At 35.6% G+C, this 25,587-nt stretch carries 29 protein-coding genes; 10 read left to right on the plus strand and 19 right to left on the minus strand.

The features are described from left to right. Positions 1-191: 191 nt before the first annotated feature. From BM371_RS10595 to BM371_RS10645, 11 genes are all read right to left on the minus strand, one after another. Positions 192-1,766: a sodium:solute symporter gene (locus BM371_RS10595; protein ID WP_034674092.1), complete on the minus strand. Its 1,575-nt coding sequence runs from the start codon at positions 1,764-1,766 to the stop codon at positions 192-194. 451 nt (positions 1,767-2,217) lie between these two features. Continuing rightward, positions 2,218-2,499, minus strand: a complete 282-nt coding sequence (locus tag BM371_RS10600) for a GNAT family N-acetyltransferase (RefSeq protein WP_074958685.1) — start codon at positions 2,497-2,499, stop codon at positions 2,218-2,220. Position 2,500: 1 nt separating this feature from the next. Beyond that, positions 2,501-2,899 carry an OsmC family protein gene (locus BM371_RS10605; protein ID WP_034674093.1) on the minus strand — a complete coding sequence of 133 codons (399 nt, stop codon included), beginning with the start codon at positions 2,897-2,899 and terminating at the stop codon, positions 2,501-2,503. After that, a complete protein-coding gene (locus tag BM371_RS10610) occupies positions 2,899-3,117 on the minus strand; it encodes a (4Fe-4S)-binding protein (protein WP_228376709.1) in 219 nt (72 codons plus the stop codon). Before BM371_RS10610 ends, BM371_RS10605 begins: the two co-directional genes overlap by 1 nt. 5 nt (positions 3,118-3,122) lie before the next feature. After that, positions 3,123-3,656, minus strand: a complete 534-nt coding sequence (locus BM371_RS10615) for an NADPH-dependent FMN reductase (RefSeq protein ID WP_034674095.1) — start codon at positions 3,654-3,656, stop codon at positions 3,123-3,125. A 2-nt stretch (positions 3,657-3,658) separates the two neighbouring features. After that, on the minus strand, positions 3,659-4,531 hold the full coding sequence (gene bla / locus BM371_RS10620; RefSeq protein WP_051882616.1) for a subclass B3 metallo-beta-lactamase: 873 nt from the start codon (positions 4,529-4,531) through the stop codon (positions 3,659-3,661). A 19-nt stretch (positions 4,532-4,550) separates the two neighbouring features. Beyond that, positions 4,551-5,450 (minus strand): pirin family protein, encoded by a 900-nt coding sequence (locus BM371_RS10625; RefSeq protein ID WP_034674096.1) that lies wholly within the window; start codon positions 5,448-5,450, stop codon positions 4,551-4,553. A 100-nt stretch (positions 5,451-5,550) separates the two neighbouring features. Beyond that, entirely contained in the window at positions 5,551-5,868 is a 318-nt protein-coding gene (locus BM371_RS10630) for a GNAT family N-acetyltransferase (RefSeq protein ID WP_034674097.1), read from the minus strand. Positions 5,869-6,095: 227 nt separating this feature from the next. Then, a complete protein-coding gene (locus BM371_RS10635; RefSeq protein WP_034674100.1) occupies positions 6,096-6,971 on the minus strand; it encodes a pirin family protein in 876 nt (291 codons plus the stop codon). Between the two features lie 172 nt (positions 6,972-7,143). After that, positions 7,144-8,547 carry an MFS transporter gene (locus BM371_RS10640; RefSeq protein ID WP_034674102.1) on the minus strand — a complete coding sequence of 468 codons (1,404 nt, stop codon included), beginning with the start codon at positions 8,545-8,547 and terminating at the stop codon, positions 7,144-7,146. Between the two features lie 81 nt (positions 8,548-8,628). After that, a complete protein-coding gene (locus tag BM371_RS10645; protein ID WP_034674104.1) occupies positions 8,629-9,063 on the minus strand; it encodes a GNAT family N-acetyltransferase in 435 nt (144 codons plus the stop codon). A gap of 92 nt (positions 9,064-9,155) precedes the next feature. Between BM371_RS10645 and BM371_RS10650 the strand changes: the two genes are divergently transcribed. Further along, entirely contained in the window at positions 9,156-10,031 is an 876-nt protein-coding gene (locus tag BM371_RS10650) for an aldo/keto reductase (protein WP_034674106.1), read from the plus strand. Between the two features lie 95 nt (positions 10,032-10,126). On the opposite strand, the gene BM371_RS10655 is transcribed toward BM371_RS10650, so the two are convergent. From BM371_RS10655 to BM371_RS10670, 4 genes are read right to left on the minus strand one after another with little or no spacing between them, the layout of a single operon-like run. Then, positions 10,127-11,464, minus strand: coding sequence for a UDP-N-acetylmuramate--L-alanine ligase (locus BM371_RS10655; protein WP_034674108.1), 1,338 nt, complete (start codon positions 11,462-11,464; stop codon positions 10,127-10,129). Between the two features lie 9 nt (positions 11,465-11,473). Next, on the minus strand, positions 11,474-11,908 hold the full coding sequence (locus tag BM371_RS10660) for a hypothetical protein (RefSeq protein WP_034674110.1): 435 nt from the start codon (positions 11,906-11,908) through the stop codon (positions 11,474-11,476). Between the two features lie 9 nt (positions 11,909-11,917). Further along, a complete protein-coding gene (locus BM371_RS10665; RefSeq protein ID WP_034674112.1) occupies positions 11,918-12,724 on the minus strand; it encodes a lysophospholipid acyltransferase family protein in 807 nt (268 codons plus the stop codon). 28 nt (positions 12,725-12,752) lie between these two features. Then, positions 12,753-13,382, minus strand: a complete 630-nt coding sequence (locus BM371_RS10670; protein ID WP_034674114.1) for an NUDIX hydrolase — start codon at positions 13,380-13,382, stop codon at positions 12,753-12,755. A 253-nt stretch (positions 13,383-13,635) separates the two neighbouring features. Here BM371_RS10670 and BM371_RS10675 point away from each other — a divergent pair, with 253 nt between their 5' ends. From BM371_RS10675 to BM371_RS10700, 6 genes are all read left to right on the plus strand, one after another. Then, positions 13,636-14,454, plus strand: a complete 819-nt coding sequence (locus BM371_RS10675; RefSeq protein ID WP_034674116.1) for a hypothetical protein — start codon at positions 13,636-13,638, stop codon at positions 14,452-14,454. 171 nt (positions 14,455-14,625) lie between these two features. Further along, positions 14,626-15,027, plus strand: a complete 402-nt coding sequence (locus BM371_RS10680) for a hypothetical protein (protein ID WP_034674118.1) — start codon at positions 14,626-14,628, stop codon at positions 15,025-15,027. Between the two features lie 11 nt (positions 15,028-15,038). After that, positions 15,039-15,770: a curli-like amyloid fiber formation chaperone CsgH gene (csgH, locus tag BM371_RS10685; RefSeq protein WP_034674119.1), complete on the plus strand. Its 732-nt coding sequence runs from the start codon at positions 15,039-15,041 to the stop codon at positions 15,768-15,770. 12 nt (positions 15,771-15,782) lie between these two features. Then, complete coding sequence (locus BM371_RS10690) at positions 15,783-16,193, plus strand: curli production assembly/transport component CsgF (protein WP_034674122.1); 411 nt, start codon at positions 15,783-15,785, stop codon at positions 16,191-16,193. A gap of 26 nt (positions 16,194-16,219) precedes the next feature. Beyond that, complete coding sequence (locus BM371_RS10695) at positions 16,220-17,587, plus strand: CsgG/HfaB family protein (protein ID WP_034674123.1); 1,368 nt, start codon at positions 16,220-16,222, stop codon at positions 17,585-17,587. Between the two features lie 11 nt (positions 17,588-17,598). Further along, positions 17,599-19,104, plus strand: a complete 1,506-nt coding sequence (locus BM371_RS10700; protein ID WP_034674124.1) for a carboxypeptidase-like regulatory domain-containing protein — start codon at positions 17,599-17,601, stop codon at positions 19,102-19,104. 207 nt (positions 19,105-19,311) lie between these two features. On the opposite strand, the gene BM371_RS10705 is transcribed toward BM371_RS10700, so the two are convergent. The 4 genes from BM371_RS10705 to BM371_RS10720 all read right to left on the minus strand — a co-directional run bounded on the left by BM371_RS10705 (position 19,312) and on the right by BM371_RS10720 (position 23,352). Further along, on the minus strand, positions 19,312-19,959 hold the full coding sequence (locus tag BM371_RS10705; RefSeq protein WP_034677096.1) for a response regulator transcription factor: 648 nt from the start codon (positions 19,957-19,959) through the stop codon (positions 19,312-19,314). Positions 19,960-20,396: 437 nt separating this feature from the next. Next, positions 20,397-21,956 carry an Rne/Rng family ribonuclease gene (locus BM371_RS10710; protein ID WP_034674125.1) on the minus strand — a complete coding sequence of 520 codons (1,560 nt, stop codon included), beginning with the start codon at positions 21,954-21,956 and terminating at the stop codon, positions 20,397-20,399. 291 nt (positions 21,957-22,247) lie between these two features. Then, a complete protein-coding gene (locus BM371_RS10715) occupies positions 22,248-22,538 on the minus strand; it encodes an HU family DNA-binding protein (protein ID WP_034674127.1) in 291 nt (96 codons plus the stop codon). Positions 22,539-22,680: 142 nt separating this feature from the next. After that, on the minus strand, positions 22,681-23,352 hold the full coding sequence (locus tag BM371_RS10720) for a response regulator transcription factor (RefSeq protein ID WP_034674128.1): 672 nt from the start codon (positions 23,350-23,352) through the stop codon (positions 22,681-22,683). 178 nt (positions 23,353-23,530) lie between these two features. On the opposite strand from BM371_RS10720, the gene tssO (BM371_RS10725) reads away from it, so the two are divergent. Genes tssO (BM371_RS10725) through BM371_RS10735 form a run of 3 tightly spaced genes read left to right on the plus strand, consistent with a single transcriptional unit; the run spans position 23,531 to position 25,552 of the window. Next, the gene (tssO, locus tag BM371_RS10725; RefSeq protein ID WP_034674130.1) at positions 23,531-24,061 is read left to right on the plus strand and encodes a type VI secretion system TssO; all 531 of its coding nucleotides are present in this window, start codon (positions 23,531-23,533) and stop codon (positions 24,059-24,061) included. 24 nt (positions 24,062-24,085) lie between these two features. Continuing rightward, positions 24,086-24,604, plus strand: a complete 519-nt coding sequence (tssO, locus tag BM371_RS10730) for a type VI secretion system TssO (RefSeq protein ID WP_034674132.1) — start codon at positions 24,086-24,088, stop codon at positions 24,602-24,604. Positions 24,605-24,640: 36 nt separating this feature from the next. After that, positions 24,641-25,552: a PKD domain-containing protein gene (locus BM371_RS10735; protein ID WP_034674134.1), complete on the plus strand. Its 912-nt coding sequence runs from the start codon at positions 24,641-24,643 to the stop codon at positions 25,550-25,552. The last annotated feature ends 35 nt before the right edge of the window (positions 25,553-25,587 follow it).

Below are 25,587 nucleotides of genomic sequence, written 5' to 3' on the forward strand. Positions count from 1 at the left end.
AATTTTTTGTCGGCTTACGGAAATGCAAAAATCCGGGACTTTACTCCGGATTTTGATTTATTACTTTGTCAAAGTTGTAAATCTTTGACAAAGTTTTATGTATTTTAATCACAGCCCAACTTGAGCGGAACTCTTTTTTGTAAAACAAAAAAAGCGGAAGCGGAAGGTGGTTAATAGCTGCCCAAATAAATTTAAACTACTTTCAGATAATTCTTATTCTTCACGAGCCACAACCCAATAAACGTCAGCAATCCATTTAAAATAATTAATTCTACACCAATTCTGTAATCTGTTGTTTCTGTTACCAAATAATTGATTAAATAGGTTAAAACCGGGGCTAAAAGTGTCACGAAAAGAATAGAATATTTTTTTGAAATCTGAAATTTGGTAAAAATTCCGAAGGCAAAAAGTCCTAAAAGCGGTCCGTAAGTGTAGCCTGCGATTTCCATGATGAGGTAAACAATAGATTTGTCATTCATCGCTTTAAACACCATAATTAAAATAAAGAAAACAACTGTAAATGTCAAATGAACTTTCATTCGGAGACGTTTTTTCTCCTTTTCGGTCTTGTTTTTATCTTCATTAAGATTTAAAAGATCCACACAATACGAACTTGTTACTGCCGTTAAAGCCCCATCTGCAGAAGGAAATAAAGCCGAGATCAAGCCGATGATGAAAATCACGGAAATAATCATCGGAAAATGCCCTTGAAGTGAAAGAGCAGGGAATAAATCATCGCCCATGATGTTTACAATTTTTCCGGAAGCATCTTTAAATCCAAAAATATTAGAAACGACTTCTTTACCGTCTACAATATTTGTAATTTGAGAATAACCTGCACCGTTTTGTATGGCAAAAAGATAAAGCAATCCACCTAAAAACAGGAATGCAAGATTCACAAAAAGTAGAGTTCCAGCGAAAGTGAGCATATTTTTTTTTGAATTCTGAAGATTATCAACCGATATATTTTTCTGCATCATTTCCTGATCCAATCCGGTCATGGCAATGGTGATAAAAATTCCGCCTAAAATCGTTTTCAGGAAAAATGTTTTTGAATTGGGGTCGAAATTGATAAAATGCGTATAATTTTTCTGTTCTAAAATAGTGTACGCTTCTCCGAAAGATAAATTTAAGTTAGACAAAATATAAATGATACAAGCAATCAAACTGATAATCATAAATGAAGTCTGTAAAGTATCTGTAATGACAATCGTTTTTACACCGCCTTCAAAAGTGTATAAAAGCACCATTAACAAAAGCACCAACGCTGTTACCCAAAAAGGAACTCCTAAACTTTCCAATAAAAAAATCTGTAAAACATTTACGACCAAATATAATCTCGCTGTTGCACCAATTGCTCTGGAAACGATGAAAAAAACAGAACCGATTTTGTGAGCCTCAACGTTGAATCTTTTTCCTAAATACGTGTAAATTGAGGTAAGATTCATTTTATAATAGAGTGGAAGAAGGATTGCAGCAACAATGAAATAACCGATGAAAAACCCTATCACCATCATGTAATATTCAAAACCGCCGAAAATATATTCGCTTCCGGTCATTTTTCCGACCGTTCCAGGAACGGAAATAAAAGTAACGCCACTTAAGCTGGTTCCAATCATTCCGAAGGCAACGAGCCACCATTTGCTTTTTTTGTTACCGATAAAGAAAGACTGGTTGTCAGAATTTCGGCTTGTGAAATAAGAAATCACCAAAAGTCCCACGAAATAAACAAAAACAAATAATAGAAGTGTCGTTCCCGGATTCATGCTTACAAATTAATTTCAGCAAATATAGTTTTTTTTGGGAAGTGGAGATGTAGGATGTTGGAAGCTGGATGATGGAAGTTTTGATTGGGTTATAATTTAAATGGATCTACTTTTGGTTTAAAACAAAAAATCCGTAAAGAAAGGATTTTAAGATGAATTAAAATTCTTTCTTCACAGATTGGAATTTATTTGTCACGAATGCACGAATATTTTTTCAATGAGAATCGAATTCACTTATTCGTGGCTGTTTTTTTATCTCCCACAGATAACAGAGATTTCCACAGATTTTATTGTAGCAGCTAAAAAATGCCACGAATGCACATTTTTTAAAATAAAATAGAAAATATTCGTGTATTCGTGGCAATTATATCAGATTTTATTCTCAATCATCTGTGAGAATCTGCGTTATCTGTGGGAGTAACTTCCAGCATCAAGCATCCATCACCCAACTTTACAAAACATCCTGCAAATCCTCATTTTTTTGGAATGTCGCTTTTGCAAACGGGCAAAGAGGGATGATTTTTTTATTGTTTTGTCTTGCAAACTCTACAGCTTTGATCAGCATTTCTTTCCCGACACCTTTTCCGTTGTAGGCTTCTTCAACTTCAGTATGATCGATGATGAAGCGGTCTTCACCTGCCCAGGTATAAGTCATTAATCCGGCTCTGTTTCCGTCAATTATGGCTTCAAAGCTTCCGTGTTTTTCGTCGTTGTTTTGTTTTACGTCTATCATTTTATGAAAATTTGGTTTGAATTTGTATTTCGTTAAGTAATATTTTGTGTACCGGACAAGCATCTGCAATCGTGTGAAGTCTTTTCAGTTGTTCTTCGCTTAAATCGGCTCCTTCAAAACTAATGTTTCTTTTAAAAATTGCCAATTTCGTAAGCGGGAAATTTTCGAGTTCGACTTCTACGTCTATTTTTTCAACGTTCCATTCTTTCCTGTCGATGTACATTCTTAATGTTGCTGCGGTACAGCTGGCCAAAGATGTTGCGAGAATTTCAAAAGGATTGAATCCTTTATTCTGACCACCTTTGTCAACGGGTTCATCGGTTATTAATGTATTTTCACCGGCAACAACTTCTGTGTAATATTTTGTAGTTCCTAAACTTGCTTTTACGGTTACGGCCATTATTTTTCAGTATTTAATTCAAATGTTAGTGCTCCTGAAGGGCATTGTCTGATCTGATTTTTCAGTTCATCAGAACTTGCATTTTCAGCTTTAATCCATGGTCTTGATTTCGGATTGTAAACGTTCGGCAGCATTTTTACACAAACTCCTGCATGAATGCACTTCTGAGGTTGCCAGATTACATTGAGGTCACCGTTAGAATATTTATGTATTTCCATGATTTTTAAGATTTAGTTTGATTTTTAAAACTTTCAATTTTTTGATTCAAATCTTTCAGCATTTCCGGATTGATAACACCACTTTCAAGGTCAAAGTTTTCATAAAATTTAGATAGTGAAAACGTTTCTTTGATGTCTGCTCCAAAGTTCGGAAGGAACGTTTTTGCCGTATTCATCACATTCCCGCCACCATAACCTCCCGGAGAAGTCGACATAAGAAGCATCGGTTTATTCTGAAAAACTTTTACATTGATTCTCGAAGCCCAATCGAAAACATTTTTAAAAGCAGCCGAATAAGAACGGTTGTGCTCTGCTAAAGAACAGATAATGACATCACATTCTTCAATCACTTTTAGAAACCGGTGCGCTTCATCAGGAAAGCCCCTCTTTTCTCTGTCTACCGAGAAAACAGGCATATCAAAATCATTCAGATCAATTAAATTAATTTCATCATCCTGAAAACTTTTCAAAACAAATTTTACCAGTTCCCTGTTGATCGATGTGGAAGAGGTGCTTCCTGCAAATGCTAATATTTTCATGTTTATTTTTTTGATGAATCCTGTTTTACTTTATCAAGATAGTCCTGTTCCAGAACCTGCAATCTTTTAAAATAATTTTCTTTATCCATAAATAATTGGGGATTATAAGAATCTCCCTCTTTTCTCTTTTTATGAAGATCAAACTGACTTGCATGTGAAGCCACCCAAAGATCGAAATTGATGTTCTTCATTGCTTTCAGTGTTTCTGCATAATCATTTTGTATGGATGGATATTTTTTTACTTCAGAAAACGCTCCGTCAATAATGATTGAAGGCAAATTTGCAATCAGCACCTTATAAGTCTTGTTCTGATCTTTTGTTTCAAACAAAAAACTGCAAGAACCCTTTGTGTGACCGGGATGATGAAGCAAAGTAAGCGTCGTATTTCCTAGTTTTATTTTATCATTATTTTTTAAAAGATAATCTGGCTTTACAGGTTTGAAAGTCACGCCATATTTCCCAAGTTCATAATCGGTTTTCCCGCCGCTTTTTAGTTCTTCTGCATCTTTTGCATCCACATAGAGTTTAGCTCCGGTTTCTTTTTTTATATCTGCCATTGCGCCCATGTGATCGAAGTGAGCCTGAGTCAGGGTAAGAATTTTAATATCCTTATAATTAAAACCAAGCTTCTTAATATTGTTTTTAATGGTTGGAAGTGAATCTGCCAATCCGGTATTGATTAAAATATTTCCTCTATCGGTAACAATCAGATAAGAGGCAAGATCGTAAGTTCCTACGTAGTATAAATTCCCTGCAATTCTGAAAGGTTCATACAATTTTGACCATTCTTCAGGATTATTTTTAGGTTCAGAGACAACTTGTGCTTTGTAGAGGAAGGCAAAAGCCAGCATCAGTATTAATGCGATTTTTTTCATAGGAACTTAGAATTTATTTTTATTTTCTGTTTAAAATTGCTTTTGGAAGCGGTACATATTCCTGATCATCTCCCGGAATTAGCGGGAATGCATCATGATTTTGATCCTTCCAATTTACCTTTGCTTCTTCGATCTTTTCTTTGTCTGAATTTACAAAATTCCAGAAAATGTGTCTTTCTTCAGGGAAAGCTTCACCTCCGAAAAGATAAACAGTGCTGTTTTCATTAATTTCGAACTCACAAAGAGAAGCATTTTTCGCAATCATAAGCTGTTTAGTTCCGTATTCGTTGCCTTCGATGTTTACAGTGCCTTCCAAAACATACATTCCGACCTCACCGAAAAGATGGTGACCGATGTTGAGCTTTTGTTTGGTTTTGCTTTTAATTTCAACAAAATAAAGCGGACTGTGAACAGGAACAGCTGATTTCTTTCCGAAAGCTTCTCCGGCAATCAGTTTATAATCAACATCTCCTTCAGTCCAAGACGGAATTTCTTCAGCTTCAATATGGAAAAACGATGGTTCAGTCTGCTCCAAATCCTTAGGAAGTGCTACCCAAATCTGGAAACCGTGCAAAAATTGTGGTGAATTTTTCAGATATTCGGGAGTTCTTTCAGAATGTACAACGCCTTTTCCGGAAGTCATCCAGTTTACTGCTCCGGGTTTGATCTCCGTAGCAGAACCCAAACTGTCTCTGTGAAAAATAGAACCTTCAAATAAGTACGTAAGCGTTGAAAGTCCAATATGTGGGTGTGGCGGAACATCAAAATTCTGGTGCTCTTTCAAACAGGTTGGTCCCATATGATCAATAAAAATGAATGGGCCAACGGAACGTTTTTCTCTGAACGGTAAAAGTCTTCCTACCAGGAAATTGCCTATATCTGCAGCTCTTTCTTCCACAATAAGGCCTATATTTGACATCATAATTCTTTAGTTTTAGGATTTTAAATTTAGTTATTCTTTTTTAAAAGGGATAAAAATCTTTCAGTTTAAATCTCTTATAAAAGGTGGGAAATCTTTTTTAAAGTTTGTCGTAACCTTCAAATCTTTGGTCTACAATACGTTTCCAGTCCGGATTTTTTTTAATGAATGCAAAAACATACGGACAGTAGGGAAGAAGTTTTTTTCCGCTTTCTTCAATATACACTAAAGTTTTTTCTACAACGGCAGCTGCCGCTCCGGTTCCTGCCAATTCAGGTTCGGCTTCAGTATGAATTAGAGCAATTTGCTTACTTGTTTCTTTATAATTGATAAATGCGAAATGACCGTTCAGTTCGATTTCAAATCTCTTTTTGTCTTCATTTTTTACTAATGGAATGTTTTCAAATTCTGGTTTCATGATGTTTATATTTAAATATTTGTTTTGTAATTGAAAAGATAGTTTTAACGCAAGGTGCACAAAGATTTTTAAAAATTTCTTTGATATTACCGTTCGCAAAGGGACTTCGTTCAGCGAATGACAGCAGTAAACCTTAGCTGAGTAAAAACGCCTTTGTTAGCGAAAAATATTCTCATATAGAGTAGTATACCTTGCGAACATTGCGATTAAAAATCAATTATCCTAAATTAATCTTCCAAATACCCGAATTTTCCGGTATTGAAATCTTCAAAAGCCTGCATGATTTCTTCTTGAGTATTCATTACAAAAGGACCATGCGGAACGATAGGCTCATTCAGAGGTTCACCGCTGAGAAGTAATATTACCGAATCTTCGGTTGCTTCAATGGTGAAACTCTCGCCTTCATTTCTAAACAGGACAAAATGATTCGTCGGAACTTTTTCTCCGCCGTTTACCAAAATGCTTCCTTCAACAACCAAAGCGGCGGTATTAAAATTCGCAGGAAAATTAAATTCTGCCTTTCCACCTGATTTTAATTTAGCATTCATCAGATTAACCGGGCTGAAAGTAGATGCAGAACCTTTTATTCCCTTATATTCTCCGGCAATAACTTCTACAAAGCCGTTTTTGCCTAAATCAACTTTTTGTATCTCTGTATTTTTAATGGTTTGATATTTTGGCTTGCTCATCTTATCTTTCGCAGGAAGATTTACCCAAAGCTGCACCATTTGAAAAATTCCGCCCTCTTTCGACCATTCTTTTTCGTGATATTCTTTGTGCAAAATACCTCTTGCAGCAGTCATCCATTGTACATCGCCTTCACCAATGATTCCACCGCCTCCTGAACTGTCGTGATGCTCTACTTTTCCTTGATAGGCAATTGTTACCGTTTCAAAACCTCTGTGTGGATGAACACCGACTCCGCGCGGAACTTCTGAACCCTTAAAATGAAATTTTGCATTGTAATCGAGTATCAGGAACGGATCCATTCTTTTCATCGTTAAAGGATGTGCACCCGGTATAAAATTATGCACTCTAAAACCGTCACCCACAAAATGTGCAGGCTTTGGCGAAACTACGATTTCTATATTTTTAGTTGCCATAATATTGTTTGTTTTAATTTTTAACAAATGTATGACCGCCTGTTTTCTCTCACATTGATGTGTGGTAATTTGTGTTGGAGTGTGTTTTGAGTTGGAGCGTTTGAGGGTTTGAGGGTTGGAGTATTTATGTTTCGAACTCTAACACTCTCAAACCCTAATACTCTCACACATCTTATTCTCCGGATTTCATATTTCTGCCGTCGGAAACATGCAATCTCCTGAAAACCAATGATGATAAAATAGTGAGAGCTCCTACTGTAAGAAAAGTGTATCTGAAAGCATTGTGAACTTCGTTTTGAATTAATGCTGTATTGTTTTCGTAAATTTTTAAAACAATCAGTCCAAAAGCAATCCCGAAGCCAATCGCAAGCTGTTGATTTACGGACAGCAAAGAATTTCCGCTGCTGGTCTGGAAGTTTCTTAAATCGGCGATAGAAATCGTATTCATCGAAGTAAACTGAATCGAATTGAAAAATCCCAAAATCGCAATCACAGGAATAAACCAGAAAATAGATGTGTGAATATCCGGAATTGCCAGACAACAGATCAAAGTTCCGATAACGATCGTGTTGAGCATCAATGTTCTTTTGTAACCGTATTTATTTAAAATTTTAATAACATAAGATTTTCCGAACATTGCCGTTAAAGCCATCGGCGCAATAATCCATCCTGAAATAACTGCAGACTGCCCATAAGCAATCTGAATCATTAAAGGAAGCAACAACGGAACCGAGCTGATTCCTAATCTTGTAGCAAGATTTCCGACAATACCCACTCTAAAAGTTCTTACCTGGAACAGACTTAAAGGAAAAATAGGATTTCCGCCTCTTTTGGCGTGATGGTAGTAGTAATACAGGAATAAAAATCCTAAAATAAAAATAATCAAAACCGGAGTAATATTCTGCATATCGCCAAAAAGTTCGAGCGATACGGATAGTAAAAGTGATGCGGCTGCAAAAATTAAAAAACCTTTCAGATCAAAATCGGTATCTCTTGAATTGTAATTAGGCATAAATTTTAGACCCAAAACAATTCCTAAAATCCCAATCGGAATATTAATGAGAAAAATCCAATGCCACGAAAGATAATCAACCATATATCCGCCAACTAAAGGACCGAGAACGGGGCCAATCAATGCCGGAATAATTGCAAAATTCATTGCTTTTAATAATTCATTCCGGTCAAAAGTTTTTATTAAAGCTAATTTTCCTACAGGCGTCATGAGACTTCCGCCAACTCCCTGAATGACCCTTGAAATCACCAAATGCGTCAGATTTTGAGAAATCGCACAAAACAAGGATCCCAAACTAAACAGCACTAAAGAGAAAACAAAAACTTTTCTCGTCCCGAATCGATCTGCTAAAAATCCACTTGCGGGCATAAAAACAGCCAAAGTCAGAACATAACTGATGATAGCATTCTGCATATTCAGTGGTGATTCATCCAAATCTTTTGCAATTGATGGTAAAGATGTGTTTAGAATCGTAGAATCAAGCATCTGCATAAAAATGGCTGTCGCAAGAATCAGCGGCAGAACTTTTTTTACGGTTTGGCGAGGAGAAGTTGTTGTGGGCATTTATTTTTTAATTGGCTGTGTTTTGGCTAAACCAATTTACAAAAAATAGACCGAACAGCTTGCGATTTGCTTATGAATAATCTATAAACTCATATGAATGATCGGATAATCTTTTCCTGAGCCTTCTTTCTCTGACCGTCCGATTTTTTGAAATCCAAGCTTCTCATAAAATTTGATTGCTTGAAGATTCTCTTCATTCACATCAACTTTCGAAAAACCTGTTTTCTCCTTTAGAAACATGCATAAAACTTTACCCAACCCTTTTCCACGGGAATCATTGTGAATAAAAAGCATTTGGAGCATATCATCAGAAACAGATCCGAATCCTTTGATGTCATTGTTTTCTGAAATCAGATAAACCTCAAGATTCGGAAGATAGTCTATTGGAATTATCTTTTTAAAATACTCAAAATCTGCTTCAGATAAAAAATCATGGGTACTTTTTACTGCCGATTCCCAAATTTTCATAATTTTAGGATAATCTTCGGAAGTGGCAATTCTTATGGATTGAGACATGTTTTAATTTTAAATAAAAATAAAAAAATCAATCCTTACAATTTAAAACTTTATCCGAAATTTGAATAACATTAAAATCAAAACAAAATAGTATGAAGCAAAAGACTTACGTAGGGCAACCTGTGATTACATTGAATAACGGAACATACATTCCGGCTTTAGGTTTCGGAGTTTGGCAAATGGAAAATCTTGAAGAATGCGAAAAAGCAGTTATTAAAGCTATTGAAGTCGGTTACAGAATGATTGATACAGCTGCAATTTACCAAAACGAAACGGCAGTAGGAAAAGCAATCAAGAATAGCGGAATCGATCGTGAGGATTTATTTGTAACTTCAAAACTCTGGGTACAGGATCACGGTTATGAAAAGGCAAAATCTGCTTTTCAGAGAACATTGAACAGATTACAGCTTGACTATCTCGATATGTATCTTATTCATTGGCCTTTCGGAGATTTTTTGGGAGCATGGAAAGCGATGGAAGAACTATATGAGGAAGGGAAAATAAAAGCGATCGGTGTCTGTAATTTTACCATTGAAAAATTAGAAGAATTAAAGCCTCACTCTACGGTTTCTCCGGTGATTAATCAGGTAGAGCTGCATCCCATTTTCCAGCAAAAAGAACTTAGAGCTTATAATCAGGAAAACAATATTATTACCCAACCCTGGAGTCCGCTTGGAAACGGAAATGCTGAACTTTTAGAAAGTCCGGTACTTAAAAAGATAGCATTTAATCATAATAAATCAACAGCGCAGATTATTCTGAGATGGCATTTGCAGGAAGGTTTCTGTGTGATTCCGAAATCAGTGACGCCTTCCAGAATCGAGCAGAATTTTAATGTATTTGATTTTGAACTGACAGAAAGCGAAATGAATATGATAAGATCATTAGACACCGGAAAAAGATTGTTTTTCGATCCTAAAGATCCGGCTTGGGAAGAAAAAATGCTGAATGCTGTAGCGGATATTTAAACACTAAAAACTTAAGGCAACAAATAAAAAATAGCTTTCAAAATTTTGAAAGCTATTTTTTTTAATAGTATGATATTGTTGTTACTCTTAATAACTTATTTTGCTAAATCCAATCCTCCGAAATTTCCGGAACTCATCATCATGTAAACTCCCTGGGTTTTATCAAGCAAATCCCAATAGGTATGAAGTTCTTCAGCGTTGGTAAAGACCTTCAGGTTTTCATTTTTGAATTTCTCTTTGATTAATTCAGGAGAAATAGGTTCCATTCTTTTGATTTTTAAGGCATCTTCAGAATAGAAAACAATGGCTTCATCCAGTCCGTCCATTGCGTGATCATATTGTTCAAGGAAAACAGGATTTAAACTAGAATAGGTATGAAGTTCCAGAAAACCGTACTTCTTTTCGTTTTTAAATTGTTCACAGAAAGCTTTTACAGCAGCTTTTACTTTGCTTGGAGCGTGCGCAAAATCTTTATAAAGAATACCTTTATCTTCTCGTTCTACTTTTTCGAGGCGTTTTGAAGCACCTTTAAAGCTCATGATCGCATCATAGAAATCTTCATCCATAATTCCCAAAGTGTGGCAAATATGTCTTGCTCCTTCAAGATTTAATAAATTGTGTGCACCGAAAACAGAAAGCGGAATATCGCCCATTTCGGTTTTCAGAAACACTTTTCCGTTGCTGATTTCGTATTCCGGAGTTCTGTACGGCATTTTTCTGAAGTAATTTTCAGCATTTTCTACCACTTTTACCACTTCTGCATCTTCTTCGTTGTAAACCAAAACTCCACCCGGCGTAATGCTTGCCACAAATTTTCTGAACTGCTCGATATAATCATCAAAAGTTTTGAAAACATTGATGTGATCCCATGCAATTCCGCTCATCAAAGCAATATTCGGTTGATATAAGAGGAACTTTGATCGCAAATCGATAGGAGAAGAAAGATATTCGTCACCTTCCAAAACCATGAAATCGTTGTCTTCCGTCAGTTTCACCATACAGTCAAAACCTTCCAATTGTGCTCCGACCATATAATCAACATCTTTCTGGTGAAAATTCAGAACATGAAGAATCATTGAGGTAATGGTTGTTTTTCCGTGTGAACCGGCGATGACAACTCTGGTTTTACTTTTTGACTGTTCGTAAAGAAACTCAGGATAAGAATATATTTTTAAACCTAATTCTTTTGCTTTTGCCAATTCAGGATTGTCTTGGTGAGCATGCATTCCCAAGATTACAGCATCAATATCAGACGTAATTTTTTCAGGAAACCATCCCATTTCTTCGGGAAGAATTCCTTTTTTTTCAAGTCTTGATTTTGAAGGTTCAAAAATAGCATCATCCGAACCTGTCACCTGATATCCTTTATCTTTAAGTGCAATCGCAAGGTTGTGCATTGCGCTTCCGCCAATAGCAATGAAATGAGTTCTCAACTTATTTTCTTAGTTTTTTACGTTGTTATTAATGATTTCCTGAAAACCGGCTGTAATGTTTTCCCAATTGGTTTTAAAATTTGGCATAATCATGCTGCCATCATTTTTACTGCCTTCGTTTACGCCTTTTTTAACGCTGATTGATGTTGTTATATTATCGTAAACTTTTTTATGATCTTCCTGAATTCTTTTGAAATTATTTTTTGAAAGCGTTTCGTCTAATTTTTTCAGATCTTCATTGGATATTTTAAAGCTCTTTTTGATTTTTTTGCCTTGTCCTTCAAAAGAATAATGAACATCATTTCCTTTGATCAAAAGGTTCTCGTAAGATGGAGCGTAGCCACCACTTTTTGAGTAGCTGATGTCGAAATCAGAATATATCTTCTGACTGTTGCATGAAACTGCTATTAAAATAATTAAAAATACCCCTAAAATCTTCTTCATTGTTATTTTTTAGTTTTGTTGATTGTTCTGTTCAGTCTTTTTTGCTTTGATTTCTTCATCATAGGTGTGCAATACATTGAAATCTTCTGTCTGCTCAATTGCGGTCATAATTTTGTGAAGAATCTGTTGTGCATTTTCTTCGTCGTAATCGATGTCTAAAGCTTTTTTAAATTCCATTGTAGGCTTTACTCCCGTTACTTTTACACGAAGTCCTTTTTTGTCAAACGCTCTTCTGAAACCGTTTATTTTGATAGGAATAACAATCGGTCTTTGATTTTTGATCAGCTTGGCCGTTCCTTTTCTTCCCTGAGCGAAAGCAGCCGTTGTACCTTGCGGAAATGTGGCTACCCAACCGTTATCCAGAGCCTTCATAATGTTGTCGATCTCACTCAGATCAACCAACCTGTTGACATTTTTTCCTTCTGCTCTCCATGTTCTTTTTACGGTAACTGCACCTGCAATTTTAAAAATTTTAGGAAGGATACCTTTATTCATGGTTTCTTCAGCGGCAACGTAGTAAAAATCAATCTTAGGATTGAGAAGATAAATCGGATTTTTAATCGTATTTAAATAACCATTGTTTACGGCACAGAATGCATGATACATTGCAGCAACGTCGGCAAAATAAGTCTGATGATTTGATACGAAAAGCACATTAGAATCAGGCAGATCTACCAAATGTTCTGTTCCTGTGATTTTAAGCTTGTTGAAACCGTTGAATCTTCTGTAGGAAACAATTCCCAGAATAAAAATGATTAATCTTTTTAAGAAATAAGGTGTTCCGAACGAATCGGTAAAAATGTTCTTCTTCGCCATTTTTCAATTAAACATAATAGTTGCAAAGTTACATTTTTTTAATCAACTGGCTGAATTCGCTCAGGATCATGGCTGTAGCGCCCCAGATAATATATCCGTTGAAATTAATGACAGGAACCTCATGACCTCCTGCTCCGGGAAGTGCCATGATTTCCGGGCTGTCCGGTAAATTTAGAAATGAAGTGATCGGAAATTCTATAACTTCTACGGCTTCACTTTGCTGCAGAATAAATTCCGGATTCTTTTTAGTGTATGAAATATAGGGATAAACATAAAAATTACTCGGCGGAATGTATATGGGAGACAATTCACGGATGATTCTTACATAATGTTTTTCAAGCCCTATTTCTTCAGAAGTTTCACGGATGGCAGTTTCGGTAAAATCTTGATCCATTTCTTCGCGTTTTCCGCCCGGAAGAGAGATTTGCCCGCTATGTCGGTCTCTTTCATTTTCAGATCTTACAATCAAAGGAAAGTGCCATTCGTTATCCTTTAAATATAAAACAATATTGACGGCGGCAAATTTCGGATTTTTTTCTAAAACCTCATCATAAGTGAATATAGGGCGAGATGGCGGCGAGAAAATTCCATGCGCATTTGCACCTGCCAGTTCCGCGTTTTTTATTTTGCGTAAAAGATCTTTTCCAAAACTTTCCATAGCTCAAATTTACTAATATATCTTTTAGAAAGGAAGTCAGAAAATGTTAATTATAGATAATTTTAAGATTAAAATTCTTATAGTAATTCTACGGATACATTTTGTAACGTATAACCGTTAGAACCAAAAACTGGAAACGGTTACAATAAAAACGGTGTCCCGTGATTTTTGAAATTTACACTTTTGCGGTGGTTTTTCCTACGATCTGCGCTTCTATCTTTGTCTCACTATTAACCAACAAATTTTTATTAAAATGAAAAATTTAATTTCATGTGTTTTAACACTAGCAACAATGGGTCTTACTTTCGCTCAATCTAACAGCGATACTTCTACCCAAAATGGAAACTTAAACGTAGCAACTGTGAATCAAACAGGATTGATGAATGAAAATTCACTTTTGCAGGACGGGAATCGTAACAACGCTACAATCGATCAAGTTGGAAGCGGAAACTCTAACGAAGTGGTAAGTGATGGTAACAGAAACAACGTAGACGTAGATCAAAGCGGAATCTGGAACTCTAACGTAACTGAGCAATTGGGTAACAGAAACTCTGCACAAACTTGGCAATTAGGTCTTTTAAACTCTGTTGAGCAAATGCAGGACGGAAACAGAAATGAAGTTACTGCTGTTCAGGTAGGTGCTTTCAATTCTATCTGGCAAAATCAGGTGGGTAACGACAACGTTGCAATGGCTGGTCAGTTAGGTGATTCAAACCTTATTCAGCAATATCAGGAAGGTGACGAAAACACTGCTGTTGCTGGACAAGCGGGAGATAACAACTACATCGGACAAGGACAATGGGGTGACGGAAACTCTGCAGCTCACGGACAAGTAGGTGACGGAAACATCGCATTGTCTCTTCAGGGAGGAACTGATAACTCTACAGTGGGGCTGCAAATTGGTGACGGTAACAGTTTATATCAAACTCAGATCGGAACTTCAAATTCAGCAATCAATGTTCAAATGGGAGATGATAACTTAGCTACAATTACTCAAAGTGGTGGTTCTCATAGCCATGTTGGAATGCAAACTGGTAACAACAATACTTTAACTGTAAATCAATCTAACTAATAATTAGAATACATTTTAGTAAAAAGGGGAGAAGCTGCGGCTTCTCCTTTTTTATTTGATGATCGTCCGTAAAAATACTATATGATATACCAGATTGTAGTGATTTTGTCTTCGTAACGGGAAGGTGTGTTTTGTAACGCACTGTAATGGAGTACCTTTAAATCAAAAAAAATGAAAACTGTAATAAAATTAATATCAAGTGTTGCGCTGCTCGCATTTTTCTTTGCGAAATCGCAACAGATCGACTGGAATAAAATCAACAGTAATACAATTATGGATGTGATTTCTATTCAAAATACTACCCAAAACAATTCATCAGTTGTTGCGCAGATCGGAAACATGAATAATACGGAACTTAATGTAAGTTCAAAAACCAATATCATTGTCCAGCAGCTTGGAGACCAAAACAGCATATATTTTAATAATGCTTTTACCGAAAAAGAAACAAAAGCGGCTGTCACCGTTCAGGGTTACAATAATATTGTGGATGTTACAGGAAGTAACAGTATATCAAACGGAATGGAGATCAATGTAAAAGGAGATAATAAAACGGTTTTTGTAAGAAATTATTAGAAAAATGAGTTATGAAAAGTTTCAACCTGTTAATGATTTTCATATTTATTGTTCTCTTGTCCGGATTAATGTATGGTCAAGAAGATAAAAAAATTGTTGCGAAAATTGAAAGTGAAACAGTTGAGAAACAGCTTAAAATAAAAGGAACGGTAACAAATAATACTCCCACTTACGAAGAACTCAATTATCTTTTGGTAAGCATAAAAAGAGGCGGAAACGGAAACCTCTCAAACAACAGACAGAGCGGAAAATTCTCCATCAACCCCGGCGAAACAAAATTGCTGTCTGAAATAAATGTAGGCTTAGAAAACAAAGATGCCCTTAAAGCATTCTTGTACATCAGAGACGAGCAGACTCAAAAGCTCATATCCAAAGACAGTCTGGAAATCAATCAGGATTTTTTTAAAAAGAAAATCAGTCAGGTCGAGAAAGAAGAAGCATTCGAACTGAAGGGGCTTACGATCGATGAAACCAAAACAAAGGTCGGAAGAGATTTCTATGATATGTTTTACATTCAGTACAGTCAGATTCCGGACAAAAGCTCCTCCAGTATAAAAATTTCGGAGCTTCCGACAAGAGGTACAAGTGGACAAATAAACATCGAGATCGATGATAAAATCGTGTACAGCTTTATCACCAATCCCAGCGATGATTATCTGAAAGAACAGCTTGTAAATACCTTAAGGTACATTAAAGAATTTAATGCCAGAAAAAATCTCATCAAAAACGAATTCATTTACTAAAAACCAAATACCATGAAAATTTTAACCGTTGCAATGATATTTTTTGCAGGAATTTTTCTCGCAAAATCTCAGCAACTGGTATATAAACCTATCAATCCTGCATTTGGGGGCGATACCTTTAATTATCAGTGGCTTCTGAGTTCAGCCAATGCTCAGAATCAGTTTGATGAAAAAGCGAATAATAGCAGTTTGCTGGGTGGCCTTAATTCCTTAGACAGTTTTACTCAGAGTCTGAACAGGCAGGTTTTAAGCCAGCTTTCAAATAAATTATTCAACGAGCAGTTTGGTGAAGGAGGAGTAAAGCCCGGAAATTATATGTTTGGCTCACTTTACCTTCAGATAACTTCTACAGCTCAAGGGCTGCTTATCAATATTTTGGATACCGTTTCCGGTGATCAGTCGGAAATTGTAGTCCCGAAATAATAAAAAAACTAAAACTAAAAACTATCATGAGAATTTATATTAATATCAGAATCTTATTCTGTGTAATGCTCCTGTGCATTTTATACGGATGTGGTTCGATGGTCGGGCTTCCTTCTTCAAAAGAAAAATCCACGATCGGAGAGATTACACCTTATACTACAGAACTAAGAAGTTTGCCGCTTCCTAAAGAAAAAATAGTGATTGGCGTCTATAAATTTCGCGATCAGACCGGGCAATACAAACCTGCAGAAAACGGAAACAACTGGAGTACCGCAGTTCCGCAGGGAACCACCACAATTCTTATTAAAGCTCTTGAAGACAGCCGTTGGTTTGTTCCGATCGAAAGAGAAAACATTGCCAATCTTCTTAATGAAAGACAGATCATTCGTTCCACCAGACAAGAATACCTGAAAGATGCCGACAAAAACAGCAATCAGGGATTACCTCCGCTTTTGTACGCCGGAATCCTTCTTGAAGGCGGTGTGATTTCTTATGACAGCAATATTATGACTGGTGGAATTGGCGCCCGTTATTTCGGAATTGGCGCTTCGTCACAATACAGACAGGATCGAATTACCATTTATCTGAGAGCTGTTTCTACTTTGAACGGTGAAATATTAAAAACAGTTTACGTTTCCAAAACCATTCTTTCTACCAGTGTAAACGGAAGTTTCTTCAGATATGTTGATACGGAAAGACTTCTGGAAGCCGAGGTTGGAATGACTCAGAACGAACCTATTCAATTAGCTGTTACGGATGCTATCGAAAAAGCGGTTAAATCTTTAGTCATCGAAGGTATTCGCGATAAAATCTGGGGAAAATCGGTTGATTCAACGGTTAATTATCAAAGAATTATTGATGAATACAATACCGAACACGCAAATAACAACAACAGACTGGTTGGTAATAAATATCCGAATGACGACAGACAAAACCTTTCAATTTTCGGAAATGTTGAGACACAACAGGTGAAAGACGATTATGTAAATCCTGCTACCAATATCGGTGGGAAATTGGGAATAAAATACTTTTTAAGCAAAAATTTTAATCTCGAAGTAAATGCCAATTATTTTAAAATTCAAAACGATAAAATAATGTCCCGTTCATTTTTTGTAACCGAAGTTAATCTTGAATTTCTTTTAATTCCGCAATATAAGCTTACTCCTTTTGTTTATGGCGGAGTTGCTACTATGTTTTCACAGGATAAAACAAGATACAAAGCACAATTTGGTGGCGGACTGGAATATCTGGTTCAAAAAAATATCGGTTTAAGACTTTCCTCACAGTATGATATGGGATTCAGTGACGATTGGGAAGATTTTGCAAGCGGAAAAAGAAATGATCAGGCAATAAGGTTTGGTCTTGGAATCAATTTTTATATCGGAAAAAACTAAAAAACTAAACTATGAAAACTCTTCTAAAAATATTTGCCCTTTTCATTCTGCTTTTTTCCTTAGGATCTTGCAGTGAAGAATTGGTAGAACAGGCACAAACCGGTACGCTGAAAGGTAAAGTCGTAAAACGGGGAACCAACGAACCGATACAGAATGCAAAAATTTATACCGCACCGAGTACACAAACGGTGTTTAGTGATAAAGACGGAATGTTTGAGATAAAAGATCTTCCGGTTGGTAATTATTCTGTGAAATCTGAGCTTACGGGCTATTTAACCACTTTTCAGGCGGTCAATATTCAAAATCAGGGGCAAATGGTGACAATTGTTTTTGAAATGGATGATGATGATTCATTAAATTCTCCACCCACAACTCCGGAATTATTAAGCCCGATTGATAATGCGGTAAACCAGCCGCTGACAGCTGAATTGAAATGGAATTCTACAGATCCAGATAGTACGGATGTTCTGAAATACCGATTGATAGTGAAAAATAATATCAATACCAATGTTGTTGAGGTCAATGATCTTACTGAAAAGCATTACACACTCGATAATCTGCAGTTCGGAGTCAGTTATTTTTGGCAGGTGGGAGTTTCAGACGGAATTCATCCTGAAGTTTTGAGTGCTGTATTTAAATTTACAACAAACACAGTTCCCGCAAACCGTTATCATTATGCGAGAAAAATAAGCGGTAATTTTGTGATTATGTCAAGTGACAGTCAGGGAAATAATTTCCAATATACTGCATCAATGTATAATAGTTGGCGTCCGAGAAAAAATAATAATGCGGGACTCATTGCATTTTTAAGAACTGAAGGCGGCGGAACTCATATTTACACAGCAAATCCTGATGGTTCAAATCCTTTTAAAGTAACACAGATTCCGGTTTCCGGTTTTAATAATTATGAAATGGATTTTGCATGGAGTACCAATGGAAGCACTTTCATCTATTCTAATTTTGATAAATTATACAAGATCAATAAAGACGGTAGCGGACAACAGCTTTTGTACACCACACCGGATGGAAGCCTGATTACAGAATGCGACTGGAGCTATGATAACAATAAAATTGCTTTGAAGACCAATAATTTTAACGGCTACAATGTGAAAGTTTACATCATTGATATGCTTGGAAATGTTTTGAAAAATATTATAAGCAGCGGTTCCGGAGCAGCAGGTGGATTGAATTTTTCCGTAGACGGACAAAAACTACTGTACACGAGAGATGTTTCCGGATATCAGGATTCTAATTACCGACAGCTTGATTCAAGAATTTTTATTTATAATTTAACCAATGACACAATTCTGGATGTATCTGCCGAAAGTGAGAAACCTGTCGGAACCAATGATCTTGATCCGAGATTTTCACCAAACGATTCTCAGGTTATTCTGATGAATACATCCAACGATAATATTTCTCAGAAAAATATTGTGGTAATTGATCTCAACAGTACGATGACTGATTTTACCAGATCCACACTCTTCACAAATGCCGAAATGCCGGATTATGAGTAATGAATAAAAAAACTCCTGCAGATTATTTTGATTAAAAAGTTTTAAATAATAATCTACCCATTTTCAAAATAATCTGCTAAAACCAAATTAACACATCGATATATTCATATTAATTTTGTACGCTTTTCTTTTCTGTTAAAAAGTAAAAGCAAAAAAAAATCTAAACTTTTTGAGTTTAGATTTTTTTTTGTTTCAAAGCGGAGATCTTCAGCTGAAAATCTTATTCTCTATCGCATATTTCACTACGCCTACAGAATTTTTTACATTCAGCTTCAGCAGGATTCTTTTTCTGTGCGTTTCCACAGTATTGATGCTGATGAAAAGCAGTTCGCTGATGTCTTTACTGCTCAATCCGTTGCAGATGTGTTTCAGGATTTCCATCTCACGTTTAGTCAAGGGATCTTTAATGTGAGAATTTTGCTTTTCCTGTTCATGGCTGATGTAGTTGATCATCATTTCTTTTGCATATTCGCAAATGTAGATTTCATTAGACATCAGAGCCTGGATTGATTTCAGAAATTCATCATAAGAACTGTTTCTGTCGAGATAGCTTTTAATTCCTTTATTGAAAAGTTTTCTGATTGTTGCGACATCAAACGATTTTCCTATGACAATGATCTTCGTATTTTTATTCTTGATGATAATGTTTTCTATGCAAGAATACATTTCAGTAAGAACCAAATTACCAGAGCTGATCATTAAAAATTCTGGCGGATTTTGTTCGATGTGTTCAGAAAGATTTTCATAAGAATTACAAATTTCGATTGAGCTAAAAATCTTGGCTTGAACGAGTAATTTTGACAAACCTTCGGCATAAAGCAAAGGCTCATCATAGATGGTTAACTTAGGTTTCATCATGGTCTAGTTTTCAGTATATAAATATAATGAAAAAATGCCAATATTTGCTATGATTTTACCAATATTTTGCGTTTTTTGAGTAAAATAATCTGTTTTTTTTAGGAAAACGATAATTTAAAATGATTTATTTCACTTCATTATGATTAAAATTTATTTTGTAACTTTTCTGAATGCTTAAAATGCTTATTAACAGAGGGTTTTGTTCTTTTATTCTGATGTTTTATAGTGTGAAATTTATTCAAGTAGGGAAATGTACAAATGTGAAAGAAAAGGATGATTTTTTTAAATAATTGAACTTCTGGTATCTGTTTTTTAAAGTACGAAAATTGATTAATTAGAAGTCAGAATTTTTCTTAAATAATATTTTGAAAATGTTAAATCAGGAAAAAATACAAAGAAAAAGCCTCCAAATTTGGAGGCTGTAAAAATGTTTTTTAATTAGAATATCCGCTCAATTCTTCTTTATTAGAATTGTAGATTTTGTATTCTAAATACTTAAAAGAATCCCTCGGAATGATGGTTACCCATTTTTTGTACTTCAAAAACCATTTCATCTGAATGCTTTTAATTCCTTTGGTAAGGTAAGCTTCCACGAAAGGATGCACATGAAGGAATAGTTTTCCTTTTTCCTTCTGCATAATGTTTCTGATGGTTTCACCCATTCTTTCCACAATAACAATCGGAGCTACAATTTCTCCGTCTTTGTTAGGGTTTTCTTCTTTGGTGTCGATCTGTTTTTCCGGACGGTTTCTTTGTCTTGTGATTTGTATCAGACCAAATTTACTTGGCGGTAAAATCTTATGACGGGCTTTGTCACGGCTCATTTCGGTTCTGAAATGTTCGTACAGGTCTTTTCTGTGTTCAGGGTTGGTCATGTCGATAAAATCTACGACGATGATTCCGCCCATGTCTCGAAGACGAAGCTGTCTTGCTATTTCTGTGGCTGCCATTTTGTTCACGTTCAGTGCGTGTTCTTTATTGGCTGTGTTTCCGGCAGTAATGTTATTTCCGGAATTCACGTCGATTACGTGAAGTGCTTCTGTGTGTTCTATCACCAGATAAGCACCTTTTGAACTTGGAATATTTACGTGTTTTCCGAAGCTTTGTTTAAGCTGTTTTTCAACGTTATAATATTCGAGGAGAGGAATGTGGGAGTTGTAAAACTGAACGATATTTTTTCGTTCCGGAGCTATTACTTCCAGATAATTTTTCATTTCTTCTACCATTTGCTCGTCATCGCAAAAGACATTCACAAAATCCTGATTGAAGTTATCTCTTAAAATAGACGATGCTTTGTCATCCTCACTTAGAACTTTGGAAGGTACTTTATTCTTCTGAATATTCTTGAAAGTATTCTCCCATTTTTGGATGAGCTGATTCATATCGTTATGAAGATCAGCTACTTTCTTTCCTTCTGCAACCGTTCTGATGATCACGCCAAAGCCTTCCGGTTTTATGCTGTCGATCAGGGTGCGAAGTCTTACTTTTTCTTCAGAACTGCTTATTTTTTTTGAAATGGAAACCTTGTTGTCGAAAGGTATCAAGACCAAAAAACGTCCTGTTAAAGAAATTTGTGTAGAAATCCTGGGTCCTTTTGTGGAGATGGGCTCCTTGGTAATTTGTAATAAAACGATATCATCTTTGGCGATGATCTTATCTACTGTCCCGTTTTTGTCGATTTCAGGCTGAATTTCAAAATTTTTCAGACCTGAAGAAGTCTGTTTTTTAGAAACCGAATCTTTTAGAAATTTCCGGTAGGTAAGGTATTGCGGTCCCAAATCCTGATAGTGCAGAAAAGCATCTTTATCATAGCCGATGTTTACAAATACGGCATTAAGATTGGGGGCAAGTTTTTTTACTTTTCCTATAAACAGATCTCCGACTACAAAATCATTCTTGTCTTCTTCCTCATGAAGTTCACATAGTCTGCCATCCTCCAGCAAAGCAATCTTTGTAAGATCATCTTCATGCGAAACTATTAGTTCTTTCTTCATTTTAAAATTAAAGATAAAAAGATTGATAATGAAATTTGAGAATCGAACAGCTGTATCTTATCTCAATTTCTGCTTATTTTACATAACAAAATATAGTCGGTGAATATTAATAACTTAAAAACACCAACTATATTATTATATTGAAAAATCCCGTAAGAGATTATTTTTTCTTATGTCTGTTCGCTCTTCTTCTTTTCTTTCTTTTGTGTGTTGCAACCTTGTGTCTTTTTCTTTTCTTTCCGCTTGGCATAATGTTAAATTTTTTAGTAACTAGTTAATATTAATTATTCTTTATTTTACTGCAACTTTAGTTTTCACTTTCTCCACAAAAGATTTTGATGGCTTGAAAGCAGGAATATTGTGTGCAGGAATTTCGATTGCAGTGTTCTTAGAGATGTTTCTCCCCGTTTTTGCTGCTCTTGTTTTCACGATGAAAGATCCAAAACCTCTTAAGTAAACATTGTCTCCATTGTACATAGAAGTTCTGATCTCCTGCATAAAAGCTTCTACAACTTTCTGTGTTTCATTCTTTTCGGTCCCCAATTTATTTGAGATGGTGTTTACCAATTCTGCCTTTGTCATTTCCTTTGTAAATTTTAAATTTTAGGTGTGCAAATTTAGTTAAAAAAAATGAATAGTAGCAAATTCAGGCGAAAAATATTTCAACATAAATAGCTGACAATTTTATGTTTAGTATAGTATACGTCCGAAAAGAAGAGATTTTTTACATACTCGAATTGTAATATCCGTTTTCTACACAGAATCTGATGAGGTGGAGTTTGGTCTTTAAACCGAGCTTTTCTGTAAGTCTGTTGATGTACGTATCGATGGTTCTGGTGCTTAGATTAAGCTGTTCGCCGATCTCTTTATTACTGAATCCTTCATAGCAGAATTTCATCAGCTGGATCTCTGTTGGTGACAGTTCTTCCTGACTCATTTTCTGTCTGTTCATATATTCCTGTACAGCGAGTGGCTGTTGTTGCCAGGATTCATAATAGGCATCGTAGTCAAAATCTTTGGATGAGATCTGTCCTTTTACAATGTCTTTTATCGTATTGCTGTTTTTCTGACAGTAATAGATGTTTGGGATTTTACCTAAAATCTCTGCAATATCTTCCTGAAAAGTTCCCGAATAAGTGATAATGGGAGTTTCGTTGTTGTTTTTTCTGATGAATTTGATGGCTTCAATACCGCTGAGAACAGGCATGAAAAGTTCTATAATGAAAACATCTTCCTGTCTTCGGTATGTTCTGTTGATAAGCTCATGACCATTGTTGCAATCGTTGAGAAGCATATTGAAAGGGTTTTCCAGAAGCGTTTTGATCATTATTTTTTTAAAATAAAAATCGCTGTCTGCAATAGAAAAACGTACTGTATTGGTCAGTAACTTGCTCATTCTTTTTCGTGATTTGGTAGGTAGAAGTAAAATTCTGATGACTAAAATATGAAAATCTTTCGGATCTGAAAATTAAACTTTACATTAAAAAATTGTAAATAGTATTGTATGCATTGAATTTAATTTTGTGCATAACTGTTTTTTTTGTTATTTTCACATTCCAAACCAAATTACAGATATGTCTTCTAACAGAGAAAAAAAATTAAATAAATCTGACGTCAGATCGGGAATATGGAAATTCATATTTTCGTTTGTCATTTTATCTGCTGTTTCATTTACCAGCGTCTTTTTCTTTTTCAAAAGCTATGATACTCAGCTTAAGGGAGTTGATGATGAAGTGGGTCGCTATCGTGACTTGCTGAACAGGGATAATCTTTTGCGTACCCATGTAGACAGTATTTACGCAAGAATGGAGCTTTTAGATTCTGATAAAGCTTATAACGATAATTTTTTACGCACCTATATTCTCGATAATGTTCGGGAAGCACAGGATATTATGGGAGCCGATAGCGCTAATAATTTCAAGCATTATGCTGTTTTAATGCAGAAAATAAAGCCAATGCTCAATCTGAAAAGTCAGATAATCAGTGTTTCTTTCAAACAACAGATTGCGATACGCAACGTTCAGGAATGTCAGGGAAAATCTAATCAGATCAACAATAAAATGAAAATAGATCCTACCAGAAAGTTTACAGGTAGAAGAAGATAGCCATTATTTTAAAGTAAAGAAATTATGCAGGGCCAGATCACACTATCAAAAAAAGAAAAACAATATCAGTTTTTATATCTGATTTTAATGCTTGTTGTTGCGCTTTTGTTTTTAGGAATTATTTTTCTTAAAAGTTTTGCATCTCCTTTTTCAGAAGCAGATACCAATTCGCTACAGATTCTTGAGCAGAAAGTAAAATTCAACCAGCAGCAGAAAGTCGGGCTGGTTTTAATAGACACTGCTTCAGCAAGAGTAAACAGATTGTCTGTAGAAATTCAGCAGCCGGTAGAAAGAAATGAGGCGGAATTTGCTATACAGGATTTAGCCAATACGTTTCAGAATGTTGTTGTTAACGATCCACGTAAACAGGCATTTCCGCAGATCGGAAAATTTTTCAAAATGAATATGATCGATAAAGACAGAATTATGAAAATGAATGAAACAACAAAAACATTTGAAAAGCAGTTTGAAGACTGCCAGTTAGGATACAAAGAAAAAAGCCAGAGTCTCCGCGATAGGAATAACGCTTTAAACGCAAGATAACACCACAAATTATAATACACATCACAAAAAACTACTATGAACTATTTTCAAAAGAACAGGAAAAACATCATCATCGGTGTTATAGCCACATTACTTATCGCCGCACTCGTCGCATTGTGGCTTCAGAAGAAGGTCATCCATTCGGCAGATGATATCAAAGGAGTGGTTTTCCCGTCTTCGCTTTTAGTAAGAGATACCTTAACGTTTCAGGATAAAACCGAGTTTGCCAAATTCAAAAGATGGGATTTTGGTGATGGCACTACTTCCGATAAAAGCAACGGAATTCACTTTTATGATAAGCCGGGTTACTACAACGTAACTTTGATTATTGACAATAAATACACAAAATCTTTCCCGATTCTCGTTTCGGCAAGAGGAATTCCAAAACCTAAAGACAGTGCATCTTCAGTTACGAAAATTGATGCGCAAACGCAGGCAATGCAGTACGAAAATGTGCAGTTCCGTGCCCTTTCTGATGCTTCTCAATTTACATGGAGATTTGGGGAAACGGGTAAAATTGATGCTAAAGATAAATTGGCGATTTATGCTTTCCAAAAACCGGGAGATTATGTGGTTACATTGTATACCGATAAAGATATTGAGCCTATTCAGCATCATATTAAAATTCTTCAGGCTTACAATTCTATGGAAGATGAAGAGCCTACATTGGATGAACTGTATGCTAAAAAGGATAATGATTTTAAATATCACCTGCAGCAGATCGCAAACGGAAACAGCTTTAATATGCATTACAACTATCTCCTGAAAACTTATCTGTGCAACAACGAAAATGCAATCGTAAAAGTTTCAGACAGCAAGGTTAATAATTTTTATCTGTACTGTGCAGGTCTTCAGTTTGATAAAAATATGGTAATACAATCTGTAAAACTCAATTTTGACGACGGTATGACCTGTGTAACCAAAGTAGATATCAACCAAAGTAAATAATTTATGCTCCAGTTTTTAGGGCATTGCACCAATCA

Origin of the sequence: Chryseobacterium formosense (assembly GCF_900116415.1) — a bacterium.
In the GTDB taxonomy this organism is placed as follows: Bacteria; Bacteroidota; Bacteroidia; order Flavobacteriales; family Weeksellaceae; genus Chryseobacterium; species Chryseobacterium formosense.